This is a genomic window from Aliiglaciecola sp. CAU 1673, from assembly GCF_029223185.1.
GTDB lineage: Bacteria > Pseudomonadota > Gammaproteobacteria > Enterobacterales > Alteromonadaceae > Bowmanella.
The window spans coordinates 249,770-275,911 of the sequence record NZ_JARHUG010000002.1 but is presented as its reverse complement, the minus strand read 5'-3'; the positions used below and the strand labels follow the sequence as shown (position 1 = coordinate 275,911).

At 50.5% G+C, this 26,142-nt stretch carries 27 protein-coding genes, 3 tRNA genes and 1 other RNA gene; 16 read left to right on the top strand and 15 right to left on the bottom strand.

What is annotated here, in order from left to right:
• Positions 1–91 precede the first annotated feature (91 nt).
• From P2G88_RS03030 to P2G88_RS03020, 3 genes are all read left to right on the top strand, one after another.
• Complete coding sequence (locus tag P2G88_RS03030; protein WP_275794180.1) at positions 92–553, top strand: hypothetical protein; 462 nt, start codon at positions 92–94, stop codon at positions 551–553.
• A 162-nt stretch (positions 554–715) separates the two neighbouring features.
• Complete coding sequence (locus tag P2G88_RS03025; protein ID WP_275794179.1) at positions 716–2,419, top strand: cation:proton antiporter; 1,704 nt, start codon at positions 716–718, stop codon at positions 2,417–2,419.
• The gene (locus P2G88_RS03020; RefSeq protein WP_275794177.1) at positions 2,412–2,948 is read left to right on the top strand and encodes a phosphate-starvation-inducible PsiE family protein; all 537 of its coding nucleotides are present in this window, start codon (positions 2,412–2,414) and stop codon (positions 2,946–2,948) included. Before P2G88_RS03025 ends, P2G88_RS03020 begins: the two co-directional genes overlap by 8 nt.
• A gap of 144 nt (positions 2,949–3,092) precedes the next feature.
• Here P2G88_RS03020 and P2G88_RS03015 read toward each other — a convergent pair whose 3' ends face one another.
• A complete protein-coding gene (locus P2G88_RS03015; RefSeq protein ID WP_275794176.1) occupies positions 3,093–3,830 on the bottom strand; it encodes a transporter substrate-binding domain-containing protein in 738 nt (245 codons plus the stop codon).
• A gap of 451 nt (positions 3,831–4,281) precedes the next feature.
• On the opposite strand from P2G88_RS03015, the gene P2G88_RS03010 reads away from it, so the two are divergent.
• Positions 4,282–5,298, top strand: coding sequence for a hypothetical protein (locus P2G88_RS03010; RefSeq protein ID WP_275794175.1), 1,017 nt, complete (start codon positions 4,282–4,284; stop codon positions 5,296–5,298).
• 866 nt (positions 5,299–6,164) lie between these two features.
• Here the strand turns inward: P2G88_RS03010 and P2G88_RS03005 are convergent.
• Both P2G88_RS03005 and P2G88_RS03000 read right to left on the bottom strand, forming a co-directional pair.
• Positions 6,165–6,252: transfer RNA gene (locus P2G88_RS03005), tRNA-Ser, on the bottom strand.
• A gap of 839 nt (positions 6,253–7,091) precedes the next feature.
• Positions 7,092–7,505 (bottom strand): hypothetical protein, encoded by a 414-nt coding sequence (locus tag P2G88_RS03000; protein ID WP_275794174.1) that lies wholly within the window; start codon positions 7,503–7,505, stop codon positions 7,092–7,094.
• A gap of 264 nt (positions 7,506–7,769) precedes the next feature.
• Here P2G88_RS03000 and P2G88_RS02995 point away from each other — a divergent pair, with 264 nt between their 5' ends.
• Complete coding sequence (locus tag P2G88_RS02995; protein ID WP_275794173.1) at positions 7,770–8,867, top strand: hypothetical protein; 1,098 nt, start codon at positions 7,770–7,772, stop codon at positions 8,865–8,867.
• 5 nt (positions 8,868–8,872) lie between these two features.
• On the opposite strand, the gene P2G88_RS02990 is transcribed toward P2G88_RS02995, so the two are convergent.
• Both P2G88_RS02990 and nadA read right to left on the bottom strand, forming a co-directional pair.
• Positions 8,873–9,175 (bottom strand): hypothetical protein, encoded by a 303-nt coding sequence (locus tag P2G88_RS02990; RefSeq protein ID WP_275794172.1) that lies wholly within the window; start codon positions 9,173–9,175, stop codon positions 8,873–8,875.
• 150 nt (positions 9,176–9,325) lie between these two features.
• A complete protein-coding gene (gene nadA / locus P2G88_RS02985) occupies positions 9,326–10,384 on the bottom strand; it encodes a quinolinate synthase NadA (RefSeq protein WP_275794171.1) in 1,059 nt (352 codons plus the stop codon).
• A gap of 178 nt (positions 10,385–10,562) precedes the next feature.
• Here nadA and P2G88_RS02980 point away from each other — a divergent pair, with 178 nt between their 5' ends.
• Positions 10,563–11,297 carry a ferredoxin--NADP reductase gene (locus P2G88_RS02980; protein WP_275794169.1) on the top strand — a complete coding sequence of 245 codons (735 nt, stop codon included), beginning with the start codon at positions 10,563–10,565 and terminating at the stop codon, positions 11,295–11,297.
• Between the two features lie 952 nt (positions 11,298–12,249).
• On the opposite strand, the gene P2G88_RS02975 is transcribed toward P2G88_RS02980, so the two are convergent.
• The 10 genes from P2G88_RS02975 to ybgC form a co-directional block, all read right to left on the bottom strand.
• Positions 12,250–12,388, bottom strand: a non-coding RNA gene (locus P2G88_RS02975) — RtT sRNA.
• Between the two features lie 58 nt (positions 12,389–12,446).
• Positions 12,447–12,522 (bottom strand) — tRNA-Lys (locus P2G88_RS02970).
• Positions 12,523–12,585: 63 nt separating this feature from the next.
• A tRNA-Lys gene (locus P2G88_RS02965) sits at positions 12,586–12,661 on the bottom strand.
• A 309-nt stretch (positions 12,662–12,970) separates the two neighbouring features.
• The gene (gene ybgF, locus P2G88_RS02960) at positions 12,971–13,732 is read right to left on the bottom strand and encodes a tol-pal system protein YbgF (protein ID WP_275794167.1); all 762 of its coding nucleotides are present in this window, start codon (positions 13,730–13,732) and stop codon (positions 12,971–12,973) included.
• Between the two features lie 9 nt (positions 13,733–13,741).
• On the bottom strand, positions 13,742–14,263 hold the full coding sequence (gene pal, locus P2G88_RS02955) for a peptidoglycan-associated lipoprotein Pal (protein ID WP_275794165.1): 522 nt from the start codon (positions 14,261–14,263) through the stop codon (positions 13,742–13,744).
• Positions 14,264–14,295: 32 nt separating this feature from the next.
• Positions 14,296–15,600: a Tol-Pal system beta propeller repeat protein TolB gene (tolB, locus tag P2G88_RS02950; RefSeq protein WP_275794262.1), complete on the bottom strand. Its 1,305-nt coding sequence runs from the start codon at positions 15,598–15,600 to the stop codon at positions 14,296–14,298.
• Between the two features lie 56 nt (positions 15,601–15,656).
• A complete protein-coding gene (gene tolA, locus P2G88_RS02945) occupies positions 15,657–16,547 on the bottom strand; it encodes a cell envelope integrity protein TolA (protein ID WP_275794163.1) in 891 nt (296 codons plus the stop codon).
• Positions 16,548–16,970 carry a protein TolR gene (gene tolR / locus P2G88_RS02940; RefSeq protein WP_275794161.1) on the bottom strand — a complete coding sequence of 141 codons (423 nt, stop codon included), beginning with the start codon at positions 16,968–16,970 and terminating at the stop codon, positions 16,548–16,550. It abuts the gene before it with no gap.
• A gap of 11 nt (positions 16,971–16,981) precedes the next feature.
• Entirely contained in the window at positions 16,982–17,668 is a 687-nt protein-coding gene (gene tolQ, locus P2G88_RS02935) for a protein TolQ (RefSeq protein ID WP_275794159.1), read from the bottom strand.
• Entirely contained in the window at positions 17,658–18,071 is a 414-nt protein-coding gene (ybgC, locus tag P2G88_RS02930) for a tol-pal system-associated acyl-CoA thioesterase (RefSeq protein WP_275794157.1), read from the bottom strand. The genes tolQ and ybgC overlap by 11 nt, the downstream gene beginning before the upstream one ends.
• Before the next feature lie 625 nt (positions 18,072–18,696).
• Between ybgC and P2G88_RS02925 the strand changes: the two genes are divergently transcribed.
• Genes P2G88_RS02925 through P2G88_RS02880 form a run of 10 tightly spaced genes read left to right on the top strand, consistent with a single transcriptional unit; the run spans position 18,697 to position 26,142 of the window.
• The gene (locus tag P2G88_RS02925; protein WP_275794155.1) at positions 18,697–19,278 is read left to right on the top strand and encodes a DUF4255 domain-containing protein; all 582 of its coding nucleotides are present in this window, start codon (positions 18,697–18,699) and stop codon (positions 19,276–19,278) included.
• On the top strand, positions 19,275–20,120 hold the full coding sequence (locus P2G88_RS02920) for a hypothetical protein (RefSeq protein ID WP_275794154.1): 846 nt from the start codon (positions 19,275–19,277) through the stop codon (positions 20,118–20,120). The genes P2G88_RS02925 and P2G88_RS02920 overlap by 4 nt, the downstream gene beginning before the upstream one ends.
• Before the next feature lie 18 nt (positions 20,121–20,138).
• Entirely contained in the window at positions 20,139–21,767 is a 1,629-nt protein-coding gene (locus P2G88_RS02915; RefSeq protein ID WP_275794152.1) for a phage tail sheath C-terminal domain-containing protein, read from the top strand.
• Positions 21,768–21,792: 25 nt separating this feature from the next.
• Entirely contained in the window at positions 21,793–22,251 is a 459-nt protein-coding gene (locus P2G88_RS02910; protein WP_275794148.1) for a phage tail protein, read from the top strand.
• 36 nt (positions 22,252–22,287) lie between these two features.
• The gene (locus tag P2G88_RS02905; protein ID WP_275794146.1) at positions 22,288–22,746 is read left to right on the top strand and encodes a phage tail protein; all 459 of its coding nucleotides are present in this window, start codon (positions 22,288–22,290) and stop codon (positions 22,744–22,746) included.
• Between the two features lie 4 nt (positions 22,747–22,750).
• A complete protein-coding gene (locus P2G88_RS02900) occupies positions 22,751–22,918 on the top strand; it encodes a DUF5908 family protein (RefSeq protein WP_275794145.1) in 168 nt (55 codons plus the stop codon).
• Positions 22,918–23,607, top strand: a complete 690-nt coding sequence (locus P2G88_RS02895) for a peptidoglycan-binding protein (RefSeq protein ID WP_275794144.1) — start codon at positions 22,918–22,920, stop codon at positions 23,605–23,607. Before P2G88_RS02900 ends, P2G88_RS02895 begins: the two co-directional genes overlap by 1 nt.
• Positions 23,607–25,394 carry a type VI secretion system tip protein VgrG gene (vgrG, locus tag P2G88_RS02890; RefSeq protein WP_275794143.1) on the top strand — a complete coding sequence of 596 codons (1,788 nt, stop codon included), beginning with the start codon at positions 23,607–23,609 and terminating at the stop codon, positions 25,392–25,394. The genes P2G88_RS02895 and vgrG overlap by 1 nt, the downstream gene beginning before the upstream one ends.
• Positions 25,395–25,403: 9 nt before the next feature.
• Positions 25,404–25,703, top strand: a complete 300-nt coding sequence (locus P2G88_RS02885) for a PAAR domain-containing protein (protein WP_275794142.1) — start codon at positions 25,404–25,406, stop codon at positions 25,701–25,703.
• A gap of 1 nt (position 25,704) precedes the next feature.
• The gene (locus P2G88_RS02880) at positions 25,705–26,142 is read left to right on the top strand and encodes a GPW/gp25 family protein (protein ID WP_275794141.1); all 438 of its coding nucleotides are present in this window, start codon (positions 25,705–25,707) and stop codon (positions 26,140–26,142) included.

Below are 26,142 nucleotides of genomic sequence, written 5' to 3'. Positions count from 1 at the left end.
TTTTTTTCACCTACCTTGCACACTCTTTTTCAGGTTTTGAGTTATCGCGACATTGGGATAACTGTTCTTGGCAAGTATAGGAGCGAGAGCTTTGAGAGCTTTGAGAGCGTTGATGATGACTCTGCTGGTGATCCTGACCAGCCTGGTGATGGGATGTTCCAAACAGGAATCTGAAGGCGTTGGCAAATACGGCATGATGGATGACGGCACCCCAGAATATGCCGCCATCCAGTTTTTTAACCATCTTTATCATGATCAAGACATGGAAGAAGTGTTAAGACTGAGCTCTCCCAAAATGTCACGTTTGGTGCGTAACTATCATACCAACAGCAACTTTCAACGGCATGTGATGAACCTGTCTTATGACAAGGTAGAACTGGCTGTGGATAGCGGCAATAACAACGTCCGCGGCCAGTACTCCGATGAAGCCACAGTGATCATCTTCTTTACCGGCACCTTCCATGGCAAGAAGAAAGAGGATCTGCGTACCACCCGCCTGAAAAATATTAACGGGCAGTGGAAAGTGCATGAGATTGAGGTGGATAAGTTTTAAACAATCACTGTCAGCCAAATTAGCTAAGCCCCGCCCCGAAGCGGGGCTTTTGATTTGTATCTATTTTTCGTTTTCGCGCTTCTTGTATTGTCTTACCGTCTGACTATTTTTTGATGCTATGGTTTTTACCGCTAGGAATTTCATCAATTCAGGAAAATACACATGCATGTGTTGGAAGACTGGATCCATACATCCCCCTTTTATGAGCTGACCGCGCTACTTGCATTGGCCGCTGTTGTCGGCTTCTTAGGCTTGCAACTTCGCCAGCCTATGATAGTCAGTTTTATTGCTGTGGGCGTTTTAGCAGGACCATCAGCGCTGGGAATTGTGCAATCCCATGAGCATATTCAACTGCTGGCAGAACTCGGCATCGCTGTGCTGTTATTTCTGGTTGGATTGAAACTTGACTTAAAGCTGATCAAAACCTTGGGACCTGTTGCCTTAGCAACGGGATTGGGCCAAGTGACATTCACCTCCTTGATCGGCTTTTTACTCGGGCTGGCCTTGGGACTGGATACTATTACAGCGCTGTATGTCGCAGTAGCCCTGACCTTCTCCAGCACTATCATTATCGTCAAGTTGCTGTCTGACAAACGCGAAGTGGATTCACTGCATGGACGCATTGCCATCGGATTTCTGATTGTCCAGGATTTGGTGGTGGTGTTGGCAATGATGGTGCTTTCTGCTTTTGGTTTAGGCGCGCAAGATGGAGGAGAAACCGCCCCCATCACGCGTATTGCTTCCATTGTCTTTTATGGTCTGCTGATGCTCGGCTTTGTGTTGCTCTTTATTCGCTATTTGGCGACGCCACTGGTCAGCCGCATCGCTCACTCTCAGGAATTGTTGATTACCTTCGCTATTGCCTGGGCCGCTTTACTGGCAGCGATTGGCAGTCATCTTGGCTTTAGCAAAGAGCTTGGCGGCCTGCTCGCTGGCATATCGCTGGCTTCTACACAATTTCGTGAGGCTATTGTCGCCCGTCTCTCTTCCTTGCGGGATTTTCTGCTTTTATTCTTTTTCATCGCCCTCGGCTCCCAACTGGATTTGAGCTTGTTGGGTACACAAATTGTCCCAGCGATCGTGCTGTCGCTGTTCGTGCTGATCGGTAATCCATTAATTGTGATGGCAATTATGGGTTGGATGGGGTACCGCAAACGCACCGGATTTTTGGCCGGATTAACGGTTGCCCAAATCAGTGAGTTTTCTCTGATTTTTATGGCAATGGGCCTGACCATCGGCCATGTAACTGCAGATTCTTTGGGTCTGGTGACCTTAGTCGGGCTCATCAGTATTTCCCTGTCCGTTTATATGATCACCTATTCGCACAGCCTCTATGCAATTCTGGAGAGCTGGTTTGATATATTTGAACGTAAAACAGCCTTCAGGGAAGAAAAACTGGAACAGCAGCAGTCTGTCACTGGCGGATATGATGTGGTGCTGTTTGGCCTTGGCAGATATGGAAAGGCCATAGCTCACTACTTGCTACGGGCAGGATTTAAACTACTGGCAGTGGACTTCAATCCTGATGAAGTTAAACATTGGCGTCAGCAGGGTAATGACGTCATCTATGGCGATGCAACAGACGCAGCTTTTGTCAGTAGCCTGCCCTTAACCGGCGTGAAATGGGTAGTATCGGCGATGCCACAGCATGATGTTGGCATCACCCATGAAGATCCCAGGCTAGCGCTGATTGAGGGTTTAAAGGGCCAACACTATAAAGGGCGAATTGCCGTTTCAACCCAACAGCCTCATGATCAGGATTTGCTCAAGGAAAAAGGCGCAAGTCTGATCCTGCTTCCTTTTTATGACGCAGCCGAACAAGCTGTCGCACGTTTGAAAGCACAGAGCGAGGACAACAATGCATGACCACGGTCCGGATAAGGAGCCTTTGATAGTCGCGCTGCAGCGCGTGATCCACTGGGCTGTGCGCCTGCTGGCCATCATGATGGTGGCGGTGATTATTATGGGTGTCGTCGATGTGGTATGGACACTGTATCAACGCATCATCGAGCCGCCGACTTTTATCCTGACCATCCCGGATATACTGGCCACATTCGGTGCATTTATGGCGGTACTGATTGCCATAGAAATCTTTATCAATATCACCATTTACCTTCGCGAGGATGTGATTCACGTTAAGATCGTGATTGCCACGGCGCTGATGGCCGTGGCCCGGAAAGTCATCATTCTTGATATGGAGAAAACTGCCCCTTTGGAGTTATTCGGTCTGGCCGCGCTTGTGATCACCGCCAGCATTGCCTATTGGCTGGTACATAAAACGCCGGCATTTAGCGTCAGGTTTGGTAAGCACAATGTGCCTGATCCTGATACCGATCCTGCAGTGGCTAGGGGTGCTGGGGCTTTGAGTAAGAATGTGCTTGAAAAAGCTGATTAGTTGTTTGGAACTGCAGGATGTTTGACATAGCGTGCACTTGGGAGTTGAATCTTCTGGATGTTATGTAGATAAGTTTTAGGTTTTTGACCGGCCCCGCAAAACATCAACGGGGCCTTGTTCAGGCTGGATAGCCTTATCTTTTGCTTAATTAAATGGGTAAGTTTGCCACTGATATTTGTCGAAAAGGGCTCTTAACTCACCATTATCTCTGAGGCGTGCCAATTCACGGTCAAAGATAGACTTAAAACGTTTCCCTTTTTCACTGTTGTTGAAGGCAATATAGATGGGCTGCTCCATCACCGGCGATAACTGATAGCCAGAGAGATCTACGCCAAGCTGGATAGCTTCTTGCTCCAAATCGTATTTGGCATCCACAATCACCTCTATTTCTCCGCTCTCCAGTCGTTTAAAGCCGACTTTGCGCGTAACAAACTCTGTCACCTGCATCGGGACTCCAAGATCCTGCTGATAGTCATAGCCCTTTACCCAGCCTACTTTGCGGTTGGCAAGGCTCTGCGCCCCTTTCCATTCTCCCAGAGTGCCCGGTTTGTACAGCGCATAGGTTAGGTCAATGTCTAAAGGTAAGGCAGCATATAAAGCTTGCTCTTCTTCACCCAAAGACGCACCAACCCAGGCATCGGCTTCACCACTTAATACCTGTTTCACACCACGGGCGTAGGAAACAATTTGGTACTCCAAATCAATGCCCTGTGACTCATATACCTTACGTAAAATATCCCAGTACAGGCCAACCCCACTGGACTCAGTAGCAAGTTTCCATTCCTCACTGACTACTTTGATGCTGTCGCTTTGAGCAGGAATGGCGACAATCGCCAACATAAACAAAAAAATGCCTGAGCGAAGGCTGCTGACCACTTCCATAAAATGACCTCGTTAAACTGTGTGATATAAATTTAGGAAAACAGTGATATTGAAGGTTTGTGATTCACACCGAACATTGTAGATGCATATTTGGCTTTTACCTCGGCCGGCCATTTGGCCATCGCTCGAACGATTCATAATGTATTTAAGTGAATTACTCACCTTCACCAATCCAAACCTTTAAGCGCATTTCTGAGACAGCAAAGTTTTTTATCCATACCCAATCAGCTGACTATTAGAAATTTGGCTGTTGGGAATCTTTACAAAATGCCGATGGGACTACAAAGCAGTTCATTAAAAATCCAGGTATCTCATTGTATTAATTCATAAATAAAGTTGCGGCGCATACCTTGCATAGTTCAGCTCAACTGCTGCGGTTTTGCAGGTGATGCTACAAAATAATATTAATATGGTTGGCAGTATCGACCATCAATCTATTGTGGAGATACTCATGACCGGCAACGCCTTGTGCCCACCTCGTCTTGCGCGTTTTTTGATTCTATTGGCCTCACTAATACTACCGCACACCAGTCAAGCAACTGTAATATCGGCTCAATTTATCTCTGACGGCCCTCACTTTAATACTTTCAGCGGCGCTTTTACCAGTAACCTTGCGGTCAATACTGCAAGTGAAGCTTATGTCTATGCGAAAACATCAGATTTTGTTTTACTCGGAGAAGTGGGTCGTGGCCTAGCCATGGGGAGTCCTGATGTAAATATCACCACAGGCATAAACTTACTGATAGGCGGCAACAGCATCCGGTTCTTGTCTTCTGGACAGGCGTGGCTAAATAGCACAATACTCACCAATGGATTAGTAACCCTTGGCGGCGCGACCTTAAACTTCAATAGCTCCAGCGGCACGCTGCAATACCAATCCCCGACCCACAATTTTGCTTTTAGCCGATTTGATTGGGTATTCGGACTTAGTTATCTGAGTGGTCAGGTTCAACAGGATATCGGCAGTGTGCCCTTGAGTGATGCCGCATCTGGGATCATGGCAAGTACTAGCCAGGCCGAACATAACAGCGCGGCGGCTATCACAACGGCATTGCATTACAATGGTCCACAAGTCTCCTCGGCGGCCAGCCAATCAGCGACAGTGCAAGTGGGTACCGCCGCCACCTTCAACGCCAGCCTGCTTGACGCATTACATGATGTGTTTGCGCTGCCAAGTGATATGCAATACCTGGAGTGGGATTTTGACAATGATGGTGTCTTTAATCCCAGCAACCTACACACATTTACTTCTTCAGGGATCCAAAAAATTGCCGTAAGAGCAACCAATAACTTTGGATTCACATCAGATATTTATGAATTTAATCAGACAGTTGCACCAAGGACGCCATCAACCGGGCAGATTGACGCGCCGGCAACCCTGTACTTGTATTTATTAGTATTGGGGGGCGTGCTGGCTTTCGGAAGATTGCGTGGCGCGCTCCTAGTTCATCGTACTTCAGTGATGTGATTGGGCAGTAATTGACAGGCAGGGCTGCGGACTTGATAAACCTCTTTGTATAGCAGAAATGCTTCTTAATCACCGGTTCTTGGGAGGAATTACTCCGGGCATCCAGCCCTTAACCCTGCGGGCCGTTGCCCTATGGCGGTGACGTTCCACCAATGGGTAGGGAACCGATTGGAACAGCTTTAGCTGGCCTGCGGAGCAGGTGAACCACAGGGATGTGGTGAATAAAATGTTCCAGGCAAATTCGTCGAACCTCGAGGGTTCTCACCCTCCCATCTCCGCGTAAAATGAAAAAGCCCCGTCTTTTGGACTGTTTGTTACTGGCAACTAGCTTTTGGGAGGGACTACGAAGTAATTCCTGTACTTCGCCCTGCGGGCCGTCTCCGGACGGCGGCGACGTTCAAATTTGCTCCTGGCAAATTTGTCGAACCGCGAGGGTTCTCACCCTCCCTCACCGCGTAAAATGAAAAAGCCCCGTCTTTTGGACGGGGCTTTTTCATTTTATATTGCGGTGAGGGGAAAATTCGAACAAAGGCAAGCAAACAATTTTGCTTGTCCCGAATTTTCGGGATGGGCTCTGGCCCATCCCTGGTGTTTGCGACCGGACGCCAAAAAGCAGAAAACCCGGCCTAAGCCGGGTTTTTCACATCGCAATGAACAGGGGCTGAGACTCTTTAACTCTCTCAGGTGGGAACAAACGTGAGGGATTACGAAGTACTTCCTGTACTTCGCCCTTCGGGCCGTCTCCGGACGGCGGCGACGTTCAAAAATGCTCCTGGCATTTTTGTCGAACCGCGAGGGTTCTCACCCTCCCTCACCGCGTAAAATGAAAAAGCCCCGTCTTTTGGACGGGGCTTTTTCATTTTATATGGCGGTGAGGGAGGGATTCGAACCCTCGATACGTTGCCGTATACACACTTTCCAGGCGTGCTCCTTCAGCCACTCGGACACCTCACCTAATTCTCATTGTTCTGCCGCTTTATTTGTCTGCCACTTTCGTGCCGGAGCACTGCGGCGTGCTCGTTGCTTCGGACTCCTGTCCTTCGCCCCTTCGGGGCCATCCTGCGGATGTCCAATTTTGTTCCTGACAAAATTGTCAGCCACTCGGACACCTCACCTAATTCTCGTTGTTCTGCCGCTTTATTTGTCTGCCACTTTCATGCCGGAGCACTGCGGCGTGCTCGTTAAACTTTGGGTCTTAGTATCCATCCATGGCGTATTGCCCAGTTCGGCCGTCCACGGCCTCTCGTTCAGCCCTTTCGGCGTGACGTTAAGTCACCCCTCATCACTTCGTGACCGGACTTCACCCTAATTCACATTGTTCTGCCGCTTTATTTTTCTGTCACTTGTGTGCGGGAGCACTGCGGTGTGCTCGTTGCTTATATCAGCAGCGGTTTCCCGGGCGATTCAGCGCGGCGTATGTTAGGGAATTCATTAGGCTTTATCAAGCAAAATCTAAATGCCTCAACCTAATTGCTGGCTTTCTAGCCAACTCATGAAAAGCCCTGCCCAACTGCGGGCAAAAACGGACGGCTTTATTATCTTGATACTATCGCATACGTTTTTTGAGCAACTTGGAAAATTTGTGCTTTACTTAGGCCTAGTCAGGCCTTTTCAGCATAGGAAGTCGCCGTACAGGCAAATAACAGCCCGGATAATCGGCTAACAACTTAAGCTGGAGCGGCCTGCACCCTTCAACCCTCAACCCGCTTCGGCGGGTTTTTTAATGCGTCAGGCTACGCCAACCGCTCCAGACAACATCAAGCAGTCCATGAAAGGACTGCTCGGCAGGTCAATCAGTTTGCCTGGTAGGCTTTGGCAAAGGTGGTCAAACGCACACCGTTGCAGAAAATATTGTCCAACTCACCACGGGTAAGCCCCAGCGACTCAACTCCTTCAGATACCGCTTGTTTGCATAGCATCGACTCAGGACGCTCGTCTGCCAGCACAAACTTGTAGGCTATCGGCGCACTATCAGCTTTGGTGTATTGACGGGCGAAGGTATTGATCGTCTGGCCATTGCAACGAATGCTTTCGTTAAACTCACGAGGCGCAACTTTACGCGCGGCAATAACACCTTCCTGGGCGGCTACCACACAAATATTTGAAAACAGGCTGTCATCCACCGCAACAAAACGAACATTGTCTTTGGATGCCAGGGAACTCGCACTAAAAGCTGCAACCAATGCTGCAAATACAAACTTTTTCATGATGACCTCGATATAAAAAGTGAAAGTTAATTACCGAATTAGGCCGATATTAGCGAGATAAAGCGATCAAAAAAAGCACTTTATGTAATTTTATTACACTTATTAGGCCTGTTTACAGCTTTATTTCGACTTGAAACGATTAAATTAACAATTTAATGTAATTTAATTACATTCAAGGTCATCCTCACAACTTAGCAGTCGCCCTGGCGCATTTGATTGCGTATTGTAATAAGCTAATTCCCCTATTTAGCACCGGGCTGAGCAATGGAAAGGCTGACTGATACATCCCAGAAAGACGAGGACTTCCCTTCCCCTACAACGCTATGGCAGCGCATAAGATACAAACTGGGTTTGCCCAATAAAAAGCGCAACGGACTCTCCTTTAAAGAAAAGGTAGGACAGCTCACCCTTTCCCAATGGTCTTATCTGGCAGCTTTTGTGGCGCTACTTGCCACAATTCAGGATGTGGGTGAAGACCGGGATATACAGTTGGTGGTCATTGTTTTAGCCGGTGTCGGGCTTGGCCGGGAAATGTGGCACCTGTTCCATAAGATTTGGGAGCAAACTTTGGGCAAAGGCCTGTTACTGGTGCTTTACGCTGGAACGGCTAATTTTGCGCTGGCGTTGGCAGCCCTGAAAATCAATAACATCGCCGGGGTAGAGCCCTCCCCCTTTGTATTTACCCTTGGCTTTACCACCTTACTGACGCTGCCCTTCTGGTTAGTGGCTGCCACGGTGTTTTTCTTTTCCCTGGCCCTGGTAGCCGGTAATCTTTGGCTCTTAATCACACTGTTACTCAGGCTGATAGGGATCAGGTTGCCTATCCATTGGGAAGACAAATCCTTTGTAATCAGTTTTATGATCTTAAGGATCATCATCATCCCGGTGGTGATTGTCGGCCTGTTGGAACTGATTGAACCCTATGCAGAACAACTGGATATCTTCAAACCACGAATGGAAGGCCTGGACGAGTCTCTCACAGCAGAGCAAGTTGCCCAACTGAAGGATCTGCGCAATACCGATCCTGAAAAAATCACTGCCTTGTTGCAATCCATCAAAGAACAACAGCAGACAGATAATGCAATCAATGCTGCCTCACAAGAAGCCAAAGCGCCAGGCACAAAACCAGTGCGCTTTTTAGATCAAATGGTGGCGAATTTTATCTATCACTTTGAAACTTATCCCCATTCGGCCTGTGCCAAAAAACCTGAGCAACACAGCCTGACTATTGACGACTACTCCATGTTTGTGGCCGAAAAAGACAGCTCTCCCCTTGGCGTGAAGTTTTCCGTGGAGCCCTGTGTACCCAGATATAACGCAGTAGCACCGCCCGAGGAGAACGTTCCTCCTTCGCAGCAGTAACGTATTCAGGCCGCGGGTTTTAAAGAGGTGAGAACGGTCAGGGTCAGCATCACAATGGCTTCACCGAAGAATTGATTGGTTTTGCTCTGTAAGCCCACCAATTCCTTGGCGGCTTTAAGAAGGCTAACGTGAGAATCCGGTACCTTGCCCAAGAGCTTGGCGTTGTGGGCTTCATAAACCAGATGAAAGGTTTTCGCTATCTTAGCGCCGTCCTTTTCAGCCAAACCGTTTTTAAACGCATGATGGGCACAATTCAAAAGCAATTGCTGTTCTACCGGGGGGAGAGACTTTTGCGACGTTTCCTGCATCAATGACAAACTCCTTGTCTTAGCTTTCTACACACTAGACCCATTGTCTTGGTCTTGCCAGCCTTATGTGACAATTTGTTAAAAGTGCAGTTTAAGCGGCAGAAAAACAAATCCCCGCAGCAGCGGGGATTTGTTTCGATACTCAAAACATCAGGCGTTGCCTTTGACTTTCATCTTATGGGCGGCCGCAAAAGCCAACATTCTGTCCAGCGGGATCAGAGCTTTTTGGCGCAGGGAGTCGTCGACAAAAATTTCATGGCCAGACTTATCGGTTAGCGATTCCTCAATAGCCTGCAAGCCATTCATGGCCATCCAAGGGCAATGGGCACAGCTTCTGCACGTGGCTCCATCACCACCGGTGGGCGCTTCAAGGAAAATCTTGCCGGGTGCCGCCTGCTGCATCTTGTAGAAGATACCGCGATCGGTGGCCACAATCAGCCGTTGATGGGGCAAGGTCTGCGCAGCCTTAATAAGCTGAGAGGTAGAGCCTACCGCATCGGCCATTGCCACCACATTGGCCGGTGATTCAGGGTGCACTAAAATGGCGGCATCGGGATATTGCTCTTTAAGGGCTTTGAGCGCTCTGGCTTTAAATTCATCATGCACGATACAAGCCCCCTGCCACATCAGCATGTCGGCACCGGTCTGCTTTTGGATATAGCTACCCAAATGTTTGTCGGGTCCCCATAAGATTTTCTTGCCCTGGCTATCCAGATGCTCGACGATTTCCAAGGCTATGCTGGAGGTCACGACCCAATCAGCACGGGCTTTTACTGCGGCAGAAGTGTTGGCATAAACCACCACCGTATGGTCTGGATGCTGATCACAAAAAGCGGAAAACTTATCCGCCGGGCATCCCAGGTCCAATGAACAAGTGGCTTCCAGAGTGGGCATCAGCACGGTCTTTTCCGGGCTTAAAATCTTGGCGGTCTCGCCCATAAATTTAACCCCGGCCACAATCAGGGTCTGCTCTTTGGCATCACGGCCAAAACGCGCCATTTCTAATGAGTCGGAAACGCAACCACCGGTTTCCTCAGCCAGGGCCTGGATCTCCGGGTCGGTATAATAATGGGCCACCAACACGGCATCACGCTCTTTCAATAAGCGTTTGATGCGTTCTCGATATTCCTGTTTCTGCCCGTCGCTTAAAGGACGAGGTTTAGGGGGAAAGGAATAGTCGAGAGTATCAATGCTCAAAGTTTCTGTCATGGCGCTACTCGGCTTGGCTAAAAGGCCGCGCATTATACATTGGGTGTCTGAAAAATGACATCTGTCGATATTGTCTCAAATATATTGTCAAGCGAAGGCTTAGACACAAACAGAACACTTTTTATCCAGCAGCAAAATCTTTATGCTTTGGTGGTAGCTGAAAAAAGGACTATTACGCATGTGGACTACTGGCAAGATCATTGAGCGTACCAACTGGAACGACAAGCTGTTCTCTTTACATATTGAGGCCGATGTGGAGACCTTTAAGGCGGGTCAATATATCAAGCTGGGATTGGAACTAGAGCAGAAAAAAGTGCCCAGGGCCTACTCTCTGGTGAGTGCCCCTCATGAGCCGCTTTTGGAAGTCCTTCTGATCAGTGTGGAAAATGGCAAACTTTCACCTGAGTTAGCCGCCCTTAATGCCGGGGATGAGGTACTGGTCAGCGGCAAAGCCGGAGGCTTTATGACCATGGATGAAGTGCCCAGCGCTAAACAACTATGGATGCTGGCAACAGGCACCGCGGTGGGTCCTTACATCAGCATGCTGCGCACCGAGCAACCTTGGACTGCCTTTGAAAAGATAATCTTGTGTTATGGCGTCCGCTATCAAGAGGACCTGGCCTATTTTCAAGAGCTACAAGGCTTCCAGAACGCCTTTCCTGATCGCTTCCAGCTGATTACCAGCGTCACTCGGCAAAAAGGCTGTGGACAGCTGGATAGCCGCTTATCTGATGCATTGTTATCCGGACAGCTTGAGGAGTCTGCACAGGCGACAATCGATACTGACAGTCAGGTGATGTTGTGTGGCAATCCTGAGATGGTGGCGGATATCCAACAACATTTGCTGGAGCGGGGATTGCGAAAGAATCTTAAGCGGGAGCCTGGGCATATTACTGTGGAGCGGTACTGGTAGGTAACCGACTGCTTAACGCTGCTCTTTGAAGGTGTAATTCCATCGCTAGCTTTTGCTGGATTACGAAATACGTCCTGTATTTCGCCCTGCGGGCCGCCCTGACGTGCGTTCAAATTCTTTCCTGAAGAATTTGTACTCGGGCTGTCCTGCCCTCGCCCTTCGGGCCATCGCCAGCATGGTTGCCTGGAGCAACCATCAACAGCTTTAGCTGGTCCGTAGGACGAACCACAGGGAGGTGGTGAGTAAAAGCGTCGATGTTCAAATTTGCTCCGGGCAAATTTGTCGAACCTAGCAGGCTATTCGGGCCATCCTGCCCTCACCTTTCAGGCCGCACTACCGTGCGTTCTACCAACGGGTAAGGAACCCATTGGAACAGCTTTCGCTGGCCTGCTCGCAGGTGAACCACATGGGTATGCTGCGATGAAAAATTGTGAGAGCGCGCAACAATTTTCGCAGCATACGAACAGACAAGGATGTCTGTTCTGGGCCTTTTCCAAAGGCAGGATGCAGGAGGAAAAGGTGGTGAATATTTTGCTCCAGGCAGCAGTGATGCAGGGAAGCATCGTTTACGGAGCTAAGGATGTAAAATAGTCTCAGCCCACACGACCCTATCGAGTCTGCTTTGAGTTTTGGTTTTACTTTTTGCTTGGGAGAGTAACTTGGTGCTTGGAGTAGCTTGGGTTGGCTCTGGACTGTGCTGGATTACTCGGGCTGTCCTGCCCTCGCCCTTCGGGCCATCGACAGCATGGTTGCCTGGAGCAACCATCAACAGCTTTAGCTGGTCCGTAGGACGAACCACAGGGAGGTGGTGAGTAAAAGCGTCGATGTTCAAATTTGCTCCGGGCAAATTTGTCGAACCAAGCTGGTTCTCACCCCACACGACCCTATCGAGTCTGCTTTGGGATTTCGTTTAATTCTTTACTTGGGAGATAACTTCGGAGCTTGGAGATTGTGGTGGGTCGTGCTGGATTACTCCGGGCTCCCTGCCCTTCGCCCTGCGGGCCATCGCCCAAAGGCGGCGATGCTTTAAAACGCTCCAGGCGTTTTAATCGAACCTAGCTGGTTCTCACCCCACACGACCCTATCGAGTCTGCTTTGAGTTTTGGTTTTACTTTTTGCTTGGGAGAGTAACTTTGGACTTTGAGATTGTGGTGGGTCGTGCTGGATTCGAACCAGCGACCAATTGATTAAAAGTCAACTGCTCTACCAACTGAGCTAACGACCCACAATCTTGGAAGTGATGACAGGGTTGGATTTTGCAATCCTTAAGCGAAGCCACCTGGAAAAGTGGTGGGTCGTGCTGGATTCGAACCAGCGACCAATTGATTAAAAGTCAACTGCTCTACCAACTGAGCTAACGACCCGTTCGCTTTACGTTGCCTGTCGCAACGGCGGCATATAATACTCAAATATCGATTGGGTGCAACCAAATTATCGAAGAAAATGACAATTCGGTGACTGAGTGCCGCATTAATGCTCAAGTTGTCTAAATATAGCACCAAGGAGCGGCAAAAATACCCAGATTTCAGAAAAAAATTCTTAATTAACGAGGGGTAGAGAAATGCAAAAAAACATTAAAAAAGGTGAAGATCTGTCAAAAAAGCGATAGTAAAGCTGGATTACTATTGCTTTTTCGACAGTGATTACCTGAACACCACTAAAAGAGGATTTTTCTATCTCGGTTGTTTAATCGCGTTCAAGCGAGGCTCGGCCAACTTCCTTGCAGAGGAATTGGGAAACTCTTTGATCACACGTTCAAACAACTGCTGCGCTCTGGCCAGGTTGCCCTGATTTTGCGCAATCATACCCATTTTCAACAACGAGTCGGCACGTTTGTTAGAGTCGGGATAGTTATTGACCACCCGTTCAAACTGCTGGGTTGCCTTGTCCCATGCCTGCTTGTTGAATTGCAGTTGTCCCAACCAATAATAGGCATTGGCCGCATAGCTGGAGCTTGGATAGGTCTGCAAGAAATTTTCAAAGGCAGGAATGGCATCATCATAACGTTTATCACGCAAGATGAGATTAACGGCTTTGTCGTAAGCTTCGGCCTCACCACCGGATGACATATCCTGTGGAGACGGGGCAGGCATATCGTTGGCAACGTCATAGTTAGGAGCAGGTTGTTGCGCCTGTAAACCTTCCATGCGTCGGTCAATTTCCTGATAAAGCTCACGCTGGCGCTCGAGGATTTGCTCAAGCTTGTGAGTGTGAAGTTCTACAGCGCCGCGAAGTTCGTTGACCTCTTGCTGCATCACGTCCAGTTGTTGCTGAATACGATGCTGTGAATCGGTACGGGCTTCGACCATTCGCTCTAAGGCGGTCAAACGACTATCGACGCTCCCACGGGATACGTCTGTTACCGGTGCAGGAGCCGCGAAAGCGGCGGCTCCGACACTCAGACAACAAACGACAGCGAGGCTGCGTTTCATCATCCCGGCGACTTAGCGGTAAACCAGCACACCACGACGGTTCTGAGACATTGCAGACTCATCAGAACCCATGGCAGCAGGTTTTTCTTCACCGTAAGAAACCACAGAAATCTGCATCGCGCTTACACCGGCGTTTTGCAGGTATGTGGCAACAGACTTGGCACGACGCTCGCCCAGGGCGATGTTGTATTCAGGCGTACCGCGGCTGTCAGTGTGGCCTTCAACGGTCACTGTCAGGCTGGGGTTTTTAATCAGGAAGGCAGCATGCTTGTCCAGAATAGGGAAGAATTCGCTGCGGATCACAGAACGGTCGAAATCGAAGAAGATAACCTGTTCGTTACGCAGAGAGTTCATTTCCTCACGCATCAGTTCTTCGGCGGTTCTTACACGCTCAACTGGCCCGGTTTGAATGGTGCTGTAGTCGTCTTGGTTAGTAGACGCTTGATCATCTACCTGGCTGCTTGAAGAACAAGCCATCAGGGTTACGATCGGCAGGGCTACAACAATGCCCTTGAATACTTTACTGAATTGCATCCTCGTGTTCCTTAATTGGTGTCAAAGGGTGTTTAATTTAAAAATGGGGACCAGCTTGGTGATTTTACCTGTCCGTTGGCCGCCGGCAATCTTGCCTTGAATCGACCATCCAGCGAAACCAGAGACAGGACCTGCATGTTATTATGCAGGGTGCTGTAAATTATCATACTCCCGTTCGGCGCGATACTGGGCGACTCATCTAAATATGTTTTGGTCAGCACTTGCATTCTGGATGATTTTATGTCCTGTCTGGCGATATGATAGTTGCCGTTGGTGCGGTTGACCATCACTAAATCTTTACCGTTGGGCGTGACCGTGCCGCCGAGGTTCATTTCACCATCAAAAGTCATGCGCGATATCTTGCCTGAAGACAAATTTACTTGATAAATCTGAGGTTTACCACCCCGCTCTGAGGTGAATACCAGATTTTGCCCGTCCGGTGTCCAGCTCGGTTCGGTATCGATGTTCAAACTGTCGGTCAGGCGACGTAATTGCTTACTCGCAATGTCCATCACGTAGATGTCCGGGTTACCGTCTTTTGACAGTACCATGGCCAAGCGTCTGCCATCAGGTGAAAACCTGGGCGCACCGTTGATACCGGGGAAGTCGGTCAGACGGGTACGGCTCATGGAATAAATATCCTGGATATAAATCTGTGAGCGACGGTTTTCAAAACTTACATAGGCCAGCTTGGTACCATCGGGCGACCAGGACGGCGACATCAAGGGCTCTTTGGAGCGCAGCAATACGGTTTCGTTAGCGCCATCGTAGTCGGCCACCACCAGTTGATACGGGAACTGCTCACGCTGGCGATCACGCACAATCACATAGGCGATGCGGGTCAGGAATGCGCCGCGTTCACCGGTCAGTTTCTCATACACGATATCGGAGATAAGGTGTGCATGACGGCGAAAGTTATTTCCGCCTACTACATGCTGGCGACCTTCCAAAATGTGATCACGGCTGTTTACCAGCTGCGAGCCACGGTTGCGACCACCTGTGATTTGTCCACGTACCACGTCAATCAACTCAAAAGAGACTAAATAGCGGTTGACCGATTGCTCTTCAATGGTACCCACCACAATAGCTTCAATGCCCTTTGAGGCCCAGGCGGCATAATCTACTTCACCGTCGGTGCCGGGTAACTGTGGCATCCGGGAAAAATCTATCGGATTGAATTTACCGCTTCGACGCAGGTCAGCAGCAATCACATCGGTCAGGTTGCTGGGCATCGGTCCCTGCCCCTTCCATTTAAATGGCACCACACCAATGGGTCTGGCCGTATCCACCCCGTCGGTGATCACAATCTCCAAAGTGGCCAATGCCTGGCTTGGCATCCACAGTCCCTGGATCAGTAATAATGTCGATAGAAACAGTATTCGGGTTTTTGTCATCATTCGTTCTTTACCATCAACAAGTTAAAGTTCATAAACTCTTTCATTACATCGGGATCGGACGGCACCGGCAGGGTTTCCGTCTTATAAATGGCAGTTTCGGCAGAGCGGCACGTATTGGGATCGCCGCCTAAGATCCTGACGCTTTTCACAAAGCCGTTCGTGGCCAGGCTGATGTTCAAGCGACATTGCTTGCCTATCATACTGTCATCCACAATCCAGTTACGCTGCACCGCTTGCTGAATCAATGCAGTGTACTTCTGCATCTCGGTCAGCACCATTCGGCTACGCTGCTTGGCACGGGCCGCTTGCTCAGCTTTAAGCTGCTCTTCCATCAGCCTTTCCCGCTCTGCCTGTTCCTGGGCTTCTTTACGCTTACGTTCAGCCTCTTTAAGTGCTTTTTCTTCTTTTTCCTTACGCTCTTTGGCTTCCTTAGCTGCTTTTTCGGCTTTCAGACGCTCCGCCTCTTTCAGCTTGCGTTCCTCTTCCAGCTTCTTGGCTTTCTGCTTTTCCAGCTCTTGTTTTTTACGGGCCTCGGCCGCCGCTTCTTCAGCCTTACGCTTTTCTTCCTGCTGCTGCTTCTTCAGCCGCAGCGCGTCGGCCGCCTGCGCCTCTTCCTGCTTGCGCTTTTGCTCGGCTTCTTTGGCACGACGTTCAAGGTCAGCCACGCGCTGCTCTTCTTTGCGTTTCTCAGCCTGCTTTTTATCTTCAATCTGCTTCACCTGCTCGGCAATCGCAGACTCATTCACCACCACGGCTTCGACCACATCCACATCGGGCATCAATGGTACTTCCATTGGCGGCGTGATTTGTACCCCCACCAGCAGGAAAATCAATATGCCTATATGGAACGCGCCGGATTTAATGAATGCCGCCTTCAAGCTCTTCATTTAGCTCTCCGGATCTTCCGTCATCAGCCCCACTGAGGGCACGCCGGCTTTTTGCAGCAGCACCATCAACTGTACCACCTCGTTGTAAGGCACCCGTCCATCTCCTTTAACCACCACCGGGGTCTTTGGATCCACCTGCATATGAGCCGCCACCAAGGTCGCCAAATCAGCTGCCGACATGGGTTTATCCTGAGTGTCACCCACATTCAGGAAATAGCGACCTTCGGCATCCACAGAGGCCACCAATGGCAATTTGCTGTCTTGAGGTAGTGGCTCAGAGGACGCTTTGGGCAACTGCACATTGACGCCTTGCGTGATCAAAGGCGCGGTCACCATAAAGATAATTAGCAATACCAACATCACGTCGATATAGGGAACAACGTTGATTTCCGATACCGGTCGGCGGCGCTTTCTCTCGTACATGGCATGGCCTCCTATTGGCTGGCGTCGCTGCCATGAGACTGGCGATGCAGGATACTGGAAAACTCTTCCATAAAGTTGGCGTAGCTATTTTCCAGCTTTTCCACCTGGTGGCTGAAACGGTTGTAGGCAATTACTGCAGGAATCGCCGCAAAAAGGCCAATGGCCGTCGCAATCAGAGCCTCAGCGATGCCCGGCGCGACCATGGCCAGGGTAGCCTGCTGTACCTGCCCCAAAGCGATAAAGGAATTCATAATACCCCAAACCGTACCAAACAGACCGATATAGGGGCTGATGGAGCCGGCGGTGGCCAGAAACGGCAAGCTGCTTTCCAGGCTGTCCACTTCGCGGGACAAGGACACGCGCATGGCACGATAGGTACCGTCCATCACTGCCTGAGGGCTGGCACTGGCGCTTTTACGCAGACGGGCATATTCCTTGAATCCGGCCAGAAACAGGCTGGCCATACCGGATACCTGTTGGCGCGCGGCAATCTCCTGATACAAGCGGTTTAAATCGCCTCCTGACCAGAATTTATCCTCGAATTTACGCACTTCTGTGCGCGCTTCATTCAGCGCCTTGCTGCGCTGAAATATAAAGGCCCAGGACACCACAGAGGTGGCCATCAACAGAAGCATAACCAGTTTTACTACCAGACTGGCTTGCATAAACAAGCCAAAGAAAGACATATCAGCGTGCACGAGAGAGTTCCCCTAAAATAAATGCCGGTATCGCCTGCGCTTTCATCTGCATAAGGTCAACACAGACGACCACCACAGTGGCACTTACTAATAATTTGTCATTGTCATTAACGATTTCTTGTTTGAATACCAGACTGGCTCTTTTGCACTCTGACATTTGCGACTTTACCGTCAGCAACTGATTGAAGCGCGCCGGCGCCTGATAGTCCAATTCCACCCGTTTGACGACGAAACCCACAGATTGTTCCAGCAACACATCCTGATCAATACCCAAATCCCGCAGCCATTCTGTGCGTGCGCGTTCCATAAATTTCAGGTAATTGGCATAGTAAACTATGCCGCCGGCATCCGTATCTTCGTAGTAGACACGAATTGGGTGGGCGTGGGTCATCAAAAAATCCATGTACTTCCTTCCGGGCGCCATAGGATAGCAAGCCGCGCGAGGTATCGAAATGGGGCGATCCGCTGAAACCCAAATTTTTTATAAGTGCTTGTATCCTGACGGGCTCTATGCATCAAAAGCTCAATGTCGATAATGTTGTCCCTTATCTGGTAACAATTTATTTGCTGATGATTAGTGGGCGGAATAAAAGTAACATTTTTCAGCTTTCGTAACAAAAGAGCCCGCAAGCCAGTCTTTTCAGGGTAATGCAACCAATTTGTGGTTATCAACCAAAGCCTCATCATTTTCCATTGCAAAGATATTTTTGCCGACAACATCCCGTTGTTTAAAAAAGCTGCTATACGTTTTAGGGAGGTCCCAGCCACTTTTGGGTGTGCTATGGATAAGGTCGAGGCCAGTTTACTCCAAACGGCAATGCCACCCTTGGGACTTAATGTGATGGATGCAGTTAATGACACGTTGGAATTTGTCCCTTTGCTAGGCAAATTGTCCCCTTTCCTTCACCAATAGCTTATCCCGGCGGGCTCGACATACGAGCGTGCCTGAACCGAACAATGTCTTGCTCGCCTGTAGGCTATTGCCTGTTCATGCGTTGTTCTTGTCTGTTTTGGTTGGATGCAAAGCGATGATTGGGAACGCCCTGACACAACTTGCCACACACCTTAATCGTCATCTGAAGCAGAGCTTCCAATTAGATGAGGATATAGGATTGGTATCCTGCCTGAGCGACCCCGATGGCAATGCAGTTGGCCGGGCCAACAATAAGATATTGCTGATGGTGGTAGGACTGGAAAAAGAAAACGCATCTGCCAGCAGGCCATCGTTACCCGATCGTGGTTTTGCAGGCGCTACCTTGCATGCATCTCCTCTTTACCTGAATATCAATATGTTGCTGACCGCCAACTTCACTGGCAGTAACTACAGTGACGCCCTGACCCTGCTATCCGCCAGCATCGGCTTTTTCCAGCGTCATCCGGTGTTCAGCAGACAGGATTTACCGGAGTTGGACGCCTCCATAGAACGACTGACCCTGGAAATGGAAAATCTGAGTTTGCAAGACACCAGCCATTTGTGGGGCATGCTCAACGGCCACTACCAACCCTCGGTACTCTACAAGGTCAGGATGATCTGCTTTAACGGCCGCGACATCAGTGGACGTGTGCACCTGACCCGTTCGCCGCAAACCGATGTAGGGAGCCGTGGATGAGCGCCATGATTGTGCTGGATGTCAGCCTGCATCACGATTTTTTCAGCTCCGGCTATCTCGACAATCCGGCCCTGCGTCCGACCCGACACACCAAAGCGGCCTTAAACAATGCCAGGTTGTTATATAAACAAACCCAGCAGGGATTTTGCCTGATACTGAACCAACAGGATCTGCCTATTTGCCGGGCCTGCTGTGAAGATAGTCCCCTGTTGCTAACCTTTATGCTGTTTGCTAATGAGAACTTTTTTTATGCCACCCAACCGCTTTTGGGATGGCCAAAGAATCTGTATGTCTGCGGCAATCAACAGCCTTTGCCGGAAACCGAACTTGGCCAGAGATTGCATCAGGGAGTTTTTCTGGAAAAGCAAGACAGTCAGATCGCCGCCCAGGCTCTGCAAGAAGCAGGTGAAGCCGACCTGACCATCGCCCCGGTGCTGCTGATTCATCTGGAGCTCACCCCCAATATGCTGCAAAGCGCTTTGGACGGTAATCCCCCCCACTATCACCTTCGTTTTGCCAATCTGCACAGCATCTGGTGTTACTACCTGATTGGCCGGACATTCGAGAAAGTCCTGGAAATACGTGATCTTGACGACAAGGTCAGTTTCGAGCAGGCCGCAGATACCGTCCTGCCCAACGGGCAGATGGCCAAGACCTTTTATTCCAAAGCGCCGCTGCCGCTTTTGCAGCATAGCCCTTTCAAATTCACCTTGTTCAGTGAAGGCGAAGGGGGAGAGAAAATCCTGATCAAACGCCTGCCGATTGCATCGGCAGGACAGTATGAAAGGAAAGTCGTTAATGGAGTCAGCAGCATCATGTCTGAAATTTATATCCACACCTAACCCAAAAAGGAAACCATCATGGGGCAAATGAAAACGCCGGGCGTTTATATCGTTGAGAAGAACGCCTTTCCCAACTCCATCGTCGAGGTGGCCACTGCGGTACCGGCCTTTATCGGCTACACCCAATTTGCGCAAAACGGTAAGAAATCACTGCACAACACGCCGATGCGTATAACCTCCATGGCGGAGTTCCACAAGTTCTTTGGATTTGCTGCTACCTCCCAATTCAGTCTGGCGGAAGCGGAAAAAGATCCCAAAGGCGTGCAGTTCCAGGGCAAGGATAAACGCTATCAATTGCAACAGGACGCCGGAAAGTTCCAGTTGTACAGGGCGATGATGCTGTTTTACCAAAATGGTGGTGGCCCCTGCTATGTGGTGTCGGTAGGGAGTTACCTTGGGGATGATGGCAAGGAGAACGCCGTCGCACCGGACAAACTTACGGCCGGCGTCGATACCTTGCTCAAAGAACAGGAACCCACCATGGTCCTGGTGCCTGATGCCATTTTACTCGGTGAAGCGGATTGCATTAGCGTGCAACAGGCGGTGCTGGCCCATTGTGGCGGCAAGATGCGCAACCGGGTGGCTATCCTGGATATTTATGACGGATATAAGGATCGCCAGGATGAAAGCGGCGATTGTATCGAAAACTTCCGTTCCAAGCTTGGCATCAACTATCTGGACTTCGCCAGTGCCTATTATCCTTGGGTTAACACCACCATAGTGCTGGACCGGGACCTAAGCTTTGAAAATATCAGCAGTCTGGCTATTTTGCAGGAGGTGATCCGTCAGGAAAGAGGCATTGCCGACGCCGAAGTCGCCATCGCAGATGATGCCCCGGCGGCAAAAAAAGCCGAGCTGTTGAAACTCAACCAGCAAATAAAACTGGTTAACGGATTGAGCACAGACTGGAGCACGGTCAAAGCCGACCCGGTGGATGGAGAATCCGAAGATGAGAATAAGGCCAGGACTAAATCTAAAGTGGAGGCCGAAAAGCTGCAGCTGCATAAGGCTCTAAAAGCGTTAAGCCCCGCCTATGTGGAAGTATTGGCCCATATTCGCCAACAACTGAATCTGCTGCCGCCGGCTGCCGCCATGGCAGGCATCTATACCATGGTGGATAACAGCCTTGGTGTCTGGAAGGCGCCGGCCAATGTCAGCCTCAGCGCAGTGGTATCCCCTGCTGTCAATATCAGCCATGACGAACAGGAAGATCTCAACGTCACCACTTCGGGCAAATCCATCAATGCCATACGCACCTATATCGGCGAAGGTACCTTGGTGTGGGGCGCCCGTACGCTGGACGGAAACAGCCTGGATTGGCGCTATATCAATGTGCGCCGCACCATGATTATGCTCGAAGAATCCATTCGCCTGGCCACCAAGGCCTACGTGTTTGAGAACAACACGGCCAATACCTGGGCCACCATTAAGAGCATGATCCGCAACTTTTTGACAGGCATTTGGAAACGGGGAGGCCTGGCAGGCGCATCCCCGGAAGATGCCTTCAGCGTCAGCGTCGGTCTGGGCGAAACCATGACCGGCGAAGATATTCTCGAGGGGATCCTACGGGTGACAGTGCTGGTGGCATTGATCCGTCCGGCCGAATTTATCGAGATCACCTTCCAGCAACAGATGCAGAAATCCTAGCCATTTAGCATAAAGGAGAGTTCCCATGGCAGACGACGGCTCAGCACAATCCACCTCGGTGTGGCCCCTTCCCAAGTTTTACTTTCAGGTGAAGTGGGATTCTCAGGTGATGTCTTTTCAGGAGGTATCCGGGCTGGATATCGAAGCCCAGATCATCGAGTACCGGAGCGGCGACAATCCGGTGTTTTCTACCATTAAGATGCCGGGGATCAAGAAATCCGGCAATGTCACCATGAAAAAGGGGGTGTACAAGTCCGATAACAAGTTCTGGGACTGGTTCAGCCAAATCAAAATGAACACCATCAAACGGGTGCCCGTCACCATCAGCTTGTTGGATGAGGCGGGCTCACCGACCATGGTGTGGACACTGGCGAATGCCTGGCCCACCAAGATCACCGGAACCGATCTCAAATCTGACGGTAACGAAGTAGCCATCGAAACCATAGAGATCGCGCACGAAGGGATCACCATTGACAATGCGTAGTGCTCCTCAAGGAACTGAGCGGGGGGGAGCTGGCTGATGTCGCAGCTTTCCTCCTACCCGGTCAGTGCTTTTCACTTCAAAGTCGCCTTTGCCGCTTCAATGGGCATGGCCGATACCGCCTTTTCGGAAGTCTCCGGTATCGGCAGTCAGTTCGATACCGAAGATTTGGTAGAAGGCGGCGAAAACCGCTTTGTACATAAACTGCCCAAAGCAGTTAAGCATAACAATCTGGTGCTGAAACGCGGGATTGCCGATGCCAGTTCTCCTTTGGTGCACTGGTGTAAAGAGGTGTTCGAGTCCGGCCTGTCTTCTGTCATTGTGCCGATGAATATCATGGTGTTTTTGCTGAATGACCAGGGCATTCCTGTGCGCGCCTGGTCTTTTGCCAATGCTTACCCGTTGAGCTGGGAAATAGAGAGTTTTCAATCCACCAAGAACGAAGTGGCCATCGAAAAGCTGGAATTGAGTTACCAATATATGAGCAGGGAGTTATAACCAAATGCCCATTGAGATTACCCGCCTGATAGTCCGCTCACGGTTGCAGGACGCACCGCAGGAGCCATTCGATCAAAACACGCCTCAGGACCTGCAGGCTTTACGCGAAGAGTTGTTACGTGAATGTCAGCGGTTGATTGAACAGCAACACCGTGAAGTCAGGGAGCGTTGATGAATTCAGGAAGTACCGGCAGCAAATCCCTGCTGACCATCAGCGGCTGCGACGAAAGCGGCCAACCTCAGTCCGGCGGGCCAAGTTTTACGGCGATGGTCAATCCCTCGTCGTTGAGTCATCAGTTGGGGATCCGCTACGACAATGACAAGGTACAGGGAAAATCGGCCATCGAAAGTAAATTCAATCAGTATCAGCAGGAGAAACTTAGTTTCGAACTGACTCTGGATGGCACCGGCGTGATCCCTCTGCCACAGAGCCAAAGCCAGGATGTCAGCACCCAGATAAAGCAGCTAAAGGACGTGGTTTACGATTACCAGGGCGACGAACATGAACCCAGTATTGTCAAGGTACAATGGGGCAAAGCCTTTAGTTTTATCGGCCGCCTTAATTCCCTGTCTGTCGAATACAATCTTTTCAAGCCAAACGGCGATCCGCTGCGGGCAAAGCTTAAGCTGGATTTTGGCAGTTATCTTTCCAATAAACAGGAATCATTAGAGGCCGATCGCCAGTCCCCTGACCTGACTCACAGGCGGGTAGTAAAAGCCGGTGACACCCTGCCCAATCTCTGTTTTCAAATCTACAAAGACAGCGGCTATTACCTGGAGGTGGCCAAGGCCAACGGTCTTGACCGTTTCCATCCTCTTGAGCCTGGCACCACGCTGTCTTTTCCGCCATTGAGGTCATGATGGCAGATAGCATTTTAACCCACAGTGACGGACCGTTGCGGATCACCATCAGTTGCAACGGTAAGGACATCGACGACAGCATTGGCCTGATTTCGGTGGAAGTTATCAAAGCGGTCAACCGCATCCCGTCAGCCACCCTGACGTTTGCCGATGGTGATATGCCGAGCCAGGATTTTCCGCTGAGCAATCAGGACCTATTTAAGCCCGGCGCCGAGGTGGTGATCAAGGCGGGTTATGATCAGCAGGAAGAGCAGATTTTTGCCGGTGTTATCACCCGTCATGGCTTATCCTTCAGCGAACATCAACAGGCCAGATTGGTGCTGGAATGCAAAGACAAAATCTTTGCCGCTACCTTGGGCCGCCAGAATGCCAACTACCAGGACAGTAAGGACAGCGACATTCTCAGTCTGATTGGCGGCAAATACGCTGACAGCACCGACGTGGACGCCACCACCGCGCAGTTGGAAAAGGTAGTGCAGTATTACTGCTGTGACTGGGATTTTATGCTCACTCGCGCCGAGGTCAACGGCCTGCTGGTTTTTGTCGACGACGGCAAACTCAGTATCAAAGCGCCTGACACCGGTGCCACACCGACCTATAAGCTGACCTATGGTGAAGATCTTATCAGCTTTAATGCCAATCTGGAGGCCGGCCATCAGTATCAAAATGTAAGCGGCTACAGTTGGGATCCTGCCAGCCAGCAAGTGTTGTCGCAAAGCGCCGATCCTGACGCCCTGACCAGTCAGGGCAATCTCGATGCCAAGACCTTGGCCCAAATTGGCAAACTGTCCGAGTTTCGCCTGCAGCATCCCGGCCCTTTAAGCCAGGAACAGTGCAAAAGCTGGGCCGGTGGACAGCAACTGAAATCGGCCCTGGCCAGGATCCGCGGCGAACTGCGCTGTCAGGGACAGTCCAAAGTGAAGCCGGGGTGTTTGTTGGAGCTGGCGGGATTGGGCGAGCGCTTTAACGGCAAAGTATTTGTCAGTCGGGTGGAACACCGACTTGAGCAGGGTAACTGGCTGTGCCAGGTCAGCTTCGGCATGTCGCCCCAGTGGTCGGCACAAAACCGCGATATAGAAGCCCCACCGGCGGCAGGACTGCTACCGGGGATCAGCGGCCTGAATATCGGCATTGTTAAACAGTTGGATCAGGATCCCCAGGCAGGCTTTCGCATTATGGTGGAAGTGCCCCTGATGCAGACAGAGAATCCGGGGATCTGGGCCCGCTTACTGAGCCACTATGCCTCCAATCAATTTGGCTATTTCTGTGTGCCGGAAATCGGCGATGAAGTGCTGTTGGGCTATCTTAATGACGACCCAACCAGCCCGGTGGTGTTGGGTAGCCTTTACAGCAAGAGCCATCCGGCCCCCTATGAAATGGAGGCCGACAACAATATCAAGGCCATGGTGACCCGCGCCGGCCTGAAGATGGAATTTGACGAACAGAACAAGCGCATCAGCCTGCTCACCCCGGCCAATAACCAGCTGATTCTGGACGAAGACGGCAAGCGCATCCTGATCCAGGATCAGAACGACAACCAAATTGAGCTCAATGAGTCCGGCATCAGTTTGCAAAGCCCTAAAGACATTCAGCTTAAGGCTCAGGGCAATATAAGCCTCAAAGCCCAGGGCAATGTGGATATTGAAGCCACCGGCGATTGCACCTCCAAGGGCATGAACATCAATCACACTGCGCAGACCGGGTTTACCGCCAAGGGCAATGCCAGTGCCGAATTATCGGCTTCCGGCCAGACCACGGTCAAAGGCGCCATGGTCATGATTAATTAAGGAGCAACCATGCCACCCGCCGCCAGACTTACCGATATGCATGTCTGTCCCCAGGTCACACCCGGGCTGCCACCCATCCCCCATGTGGGAGGCCCAATCCTCGGCCCTTGTGTACCGACAGTGCTGATTGAAAAGCTGCCGGCGGCGGTGATCGGCGACAATTGCCTGTGTGTGGGGCCGCCGGACAGTATCGCCATGGGTTCCAGCACCGTGATGATCAACAACAAGCCAGCTGCCCGCATGGGCGACACCTGCGCCCATGGTGGCAGCATAGTGCTGGGTGCCCCGACCGTGATTATCGGAGGCTGACATGGCAAAGCATGGACAACATGATGATTTCCTCGGAACCGGCTGGTCTTTTCCTCCCGCATTCTTGTCTTCGTCACGAGGGATAAGTACGGTTAGCGATGAACAGGACATCCTGCAAAGCTTGCAGATCCTGTTTTCCACTCGCCCCGGTGAGCGCCTGATGCACCCAAAGTATGGCTGCCATCTGCATCGCTACGTATTCGACGCTATCACCGAACACAGCATTGCTAACATGCTGGACGCCATGCGCCAGGCCGTGCTGTTTTTTGAACCGAGGATTAAATTACTCAGCATCACCCCACAATTGGACGATCTGTTCGAAGGCGTACTCAGATTTGAACTCACCTATCAAATCAAAGCCACCAACAGCAGGCACAATATGGTGTACCCATTCTATTTGCAGGAAGGCACCCGCGTTCACCTGCCAAGAGGGACATAG

Excerpts from the sequence above, each read along its gene's own strand:
- ybgC (WP_275794157.1), bottom strand. The coding sequence starts at position 18,071 with ATGGATTTTTTGATGACCCACGCCCACCCAATTCGTGTCTACTACGAA.
- P2G88_RS02900 (WP_275794145.1), top strand. The coding sequence starts at position 22,751 with ATGCCCATTGAGATTACCCGCCTGATAGTCCGCTCACGGTTGCAGGAC.
- P2G88_RS03020 (WP_275794177.1), top strand. The coding sequence starts at position 2,412 with ATGCATGACCACGGTCCGGATAAGGAGCCTTTGATAGTCGCGCTGCAG.
- P2G88_RS02880 (WP_275794141.1), top strand. The coding sequence starts at position 25,705 with ATGGCAAAGCATGGACAACATGATGATTTCCTCGGAACCGGCTGGTCT.
- ybgF (WP_275794167.1), bottom strand. The coding sequence starts at position 13,732 with ATGATGAAACGCAGCCTCGCTGTCGTTTGTTGTCTGAGTGTCGGAGCC.
- P2G88_RS02925 (WP_275794155.1), top strand. The coding sequence starts at position 18,697 with ATGATTGGGAACGCCCTGACACAACTTGCCACACACCTTAATCGTCAT.
- P2G88_RS02920 (WP_275794154.1), top strand. The coding sequence starts at position 19,275 with ATGAGCGCCATGATTGTGCTGGATGTCAGCCTGCATCACGATTTTTTC.
- P2G88_RS03015 (WP_275794176.1), bottom strand. The coding sequence starts at position 3,830 with ATGGAAGTGGTCAGCAGCCTTCGCTCAGGCATTTTTTTGTTTATGTTG.
- P2G88_RS02895 (WP_275794144.1), top strand. The coding sequence starts at position 22,918 with ATGAATTCAGGAAGTACCGGCAGCAAATCCCTGCTGACCATCAGCGGC.
- P2G88_RS02995 (WP_275794173.1), top strand. The coding sequence starts at position 7,770 with ATGGAAAGGCTGACTGATACATCCCAGAAAGACGAGGACTTCCCTTCC.
- P2G88_RS02990 (WP_275794172.1), bottom strand. The coding sequence starts at position 9,175 with ATGCAGGAAACGTCGCAAAAGTCTCTCCCCCCGGTAGAACAGCAATTG.
- P2G88_RS02980 (WP_275794169.1), top strand. The coding sequence starts at position 10,563 with ATGTGGACTACTGGCAAGATCATTGAGCGTACCAACTGGAACGACAAG.
- P2G88_RS03000 (WP_275794174.1), bottom strand. The coding sequence starts at position 7,505 with ATGAAAAAGTTTGTATTTGCAGCATTGGTTGCAGCTTTTAGTGCGAGT.
- P2G88_RS02915 (WP_275794152.1), top strand. The coding sequence starts at position 20,139 with ATGGGGCAAATGAAAACGCCGGGCGTTTATATCGTTGAGAAGAACGCC.
- P2G88_RS02885 (WP_275794142.1), top strand. The coding sequence starts at position 25,404 with ATGCCACCCGCCGCCAGACTTACCGATATGCATGTCTGTCCCCAGGTC.
- tolB (WP_275794262.1), bottom strand. The coding sequence starts at position 15,600 with ATGCCAAGCCAGGCATTGGCCACTTTGGAGATTGTGATCACCGACGGG.
- tolR (WP_275794161.1), bottom strand. The coding sequence starts at position 16,970 with ATGTACGAGAGAAAGCGCCGCCGACCGGTATCGGAAATCAACGTTGTT.
- vgrG (WP_275794143.1), top strand. The coding sequence starts at position 23,607 with ATGGCAGATAGCATTTTAACCCACAGTGACGGACCGTTGCGGATCACC.
- P2G88_RS03025 (WP_275794179.1), top strand. The coding sequence starts at position 716 with ATGCATGTGTTGGAAGACTGGATCCATACATCCCCCTTTTATGAGCTG.
- pal (WP_275794165.1), bottom strand. The coding sequence starts at position 14,263 with ATGCAATTCAGTAAAGTATTCAAGGGCATTGTTGTAGCCCTGCCGATC.
- P2G88_RS02910 (WP_275794148.1), top strand. The coding sequence starts at position 21,793 with ATGGCAGACGACGGCTCAGCACAATCCACCTCGGTGTGGCCCCTTCCC.
- tolA (WP_275794163.1), bottom strand. The coding sequence starts at position 16,547 with ATGAAGAGCTTGAAGGCGGCATTCATTAAATCCGGCGCGTTCCATATA.
- P2G88_RS03010 (WP_275794175.1), top strand. The coding sequence starts at position 4,282 with ATGACCGGCAACGCCTTGTGCCCACCTCGTCTTGCGCGTTTTTTGATT.
- nadA (WP_275794171.1), bottom strand. The coding sequence starts at position 10,384 with ATGACAGAAACTTTGAGCATTGATACTCTCGACTATTCCTTTCCCCCT.
- P2G88_RS02905 (WP_275794146.1), top strand. The coding sequence starts at position 22,288 with ATGTCGCAGCTTTCCTCCTACCCGGTCAGTGCTTTTCACTTCAAAGTC.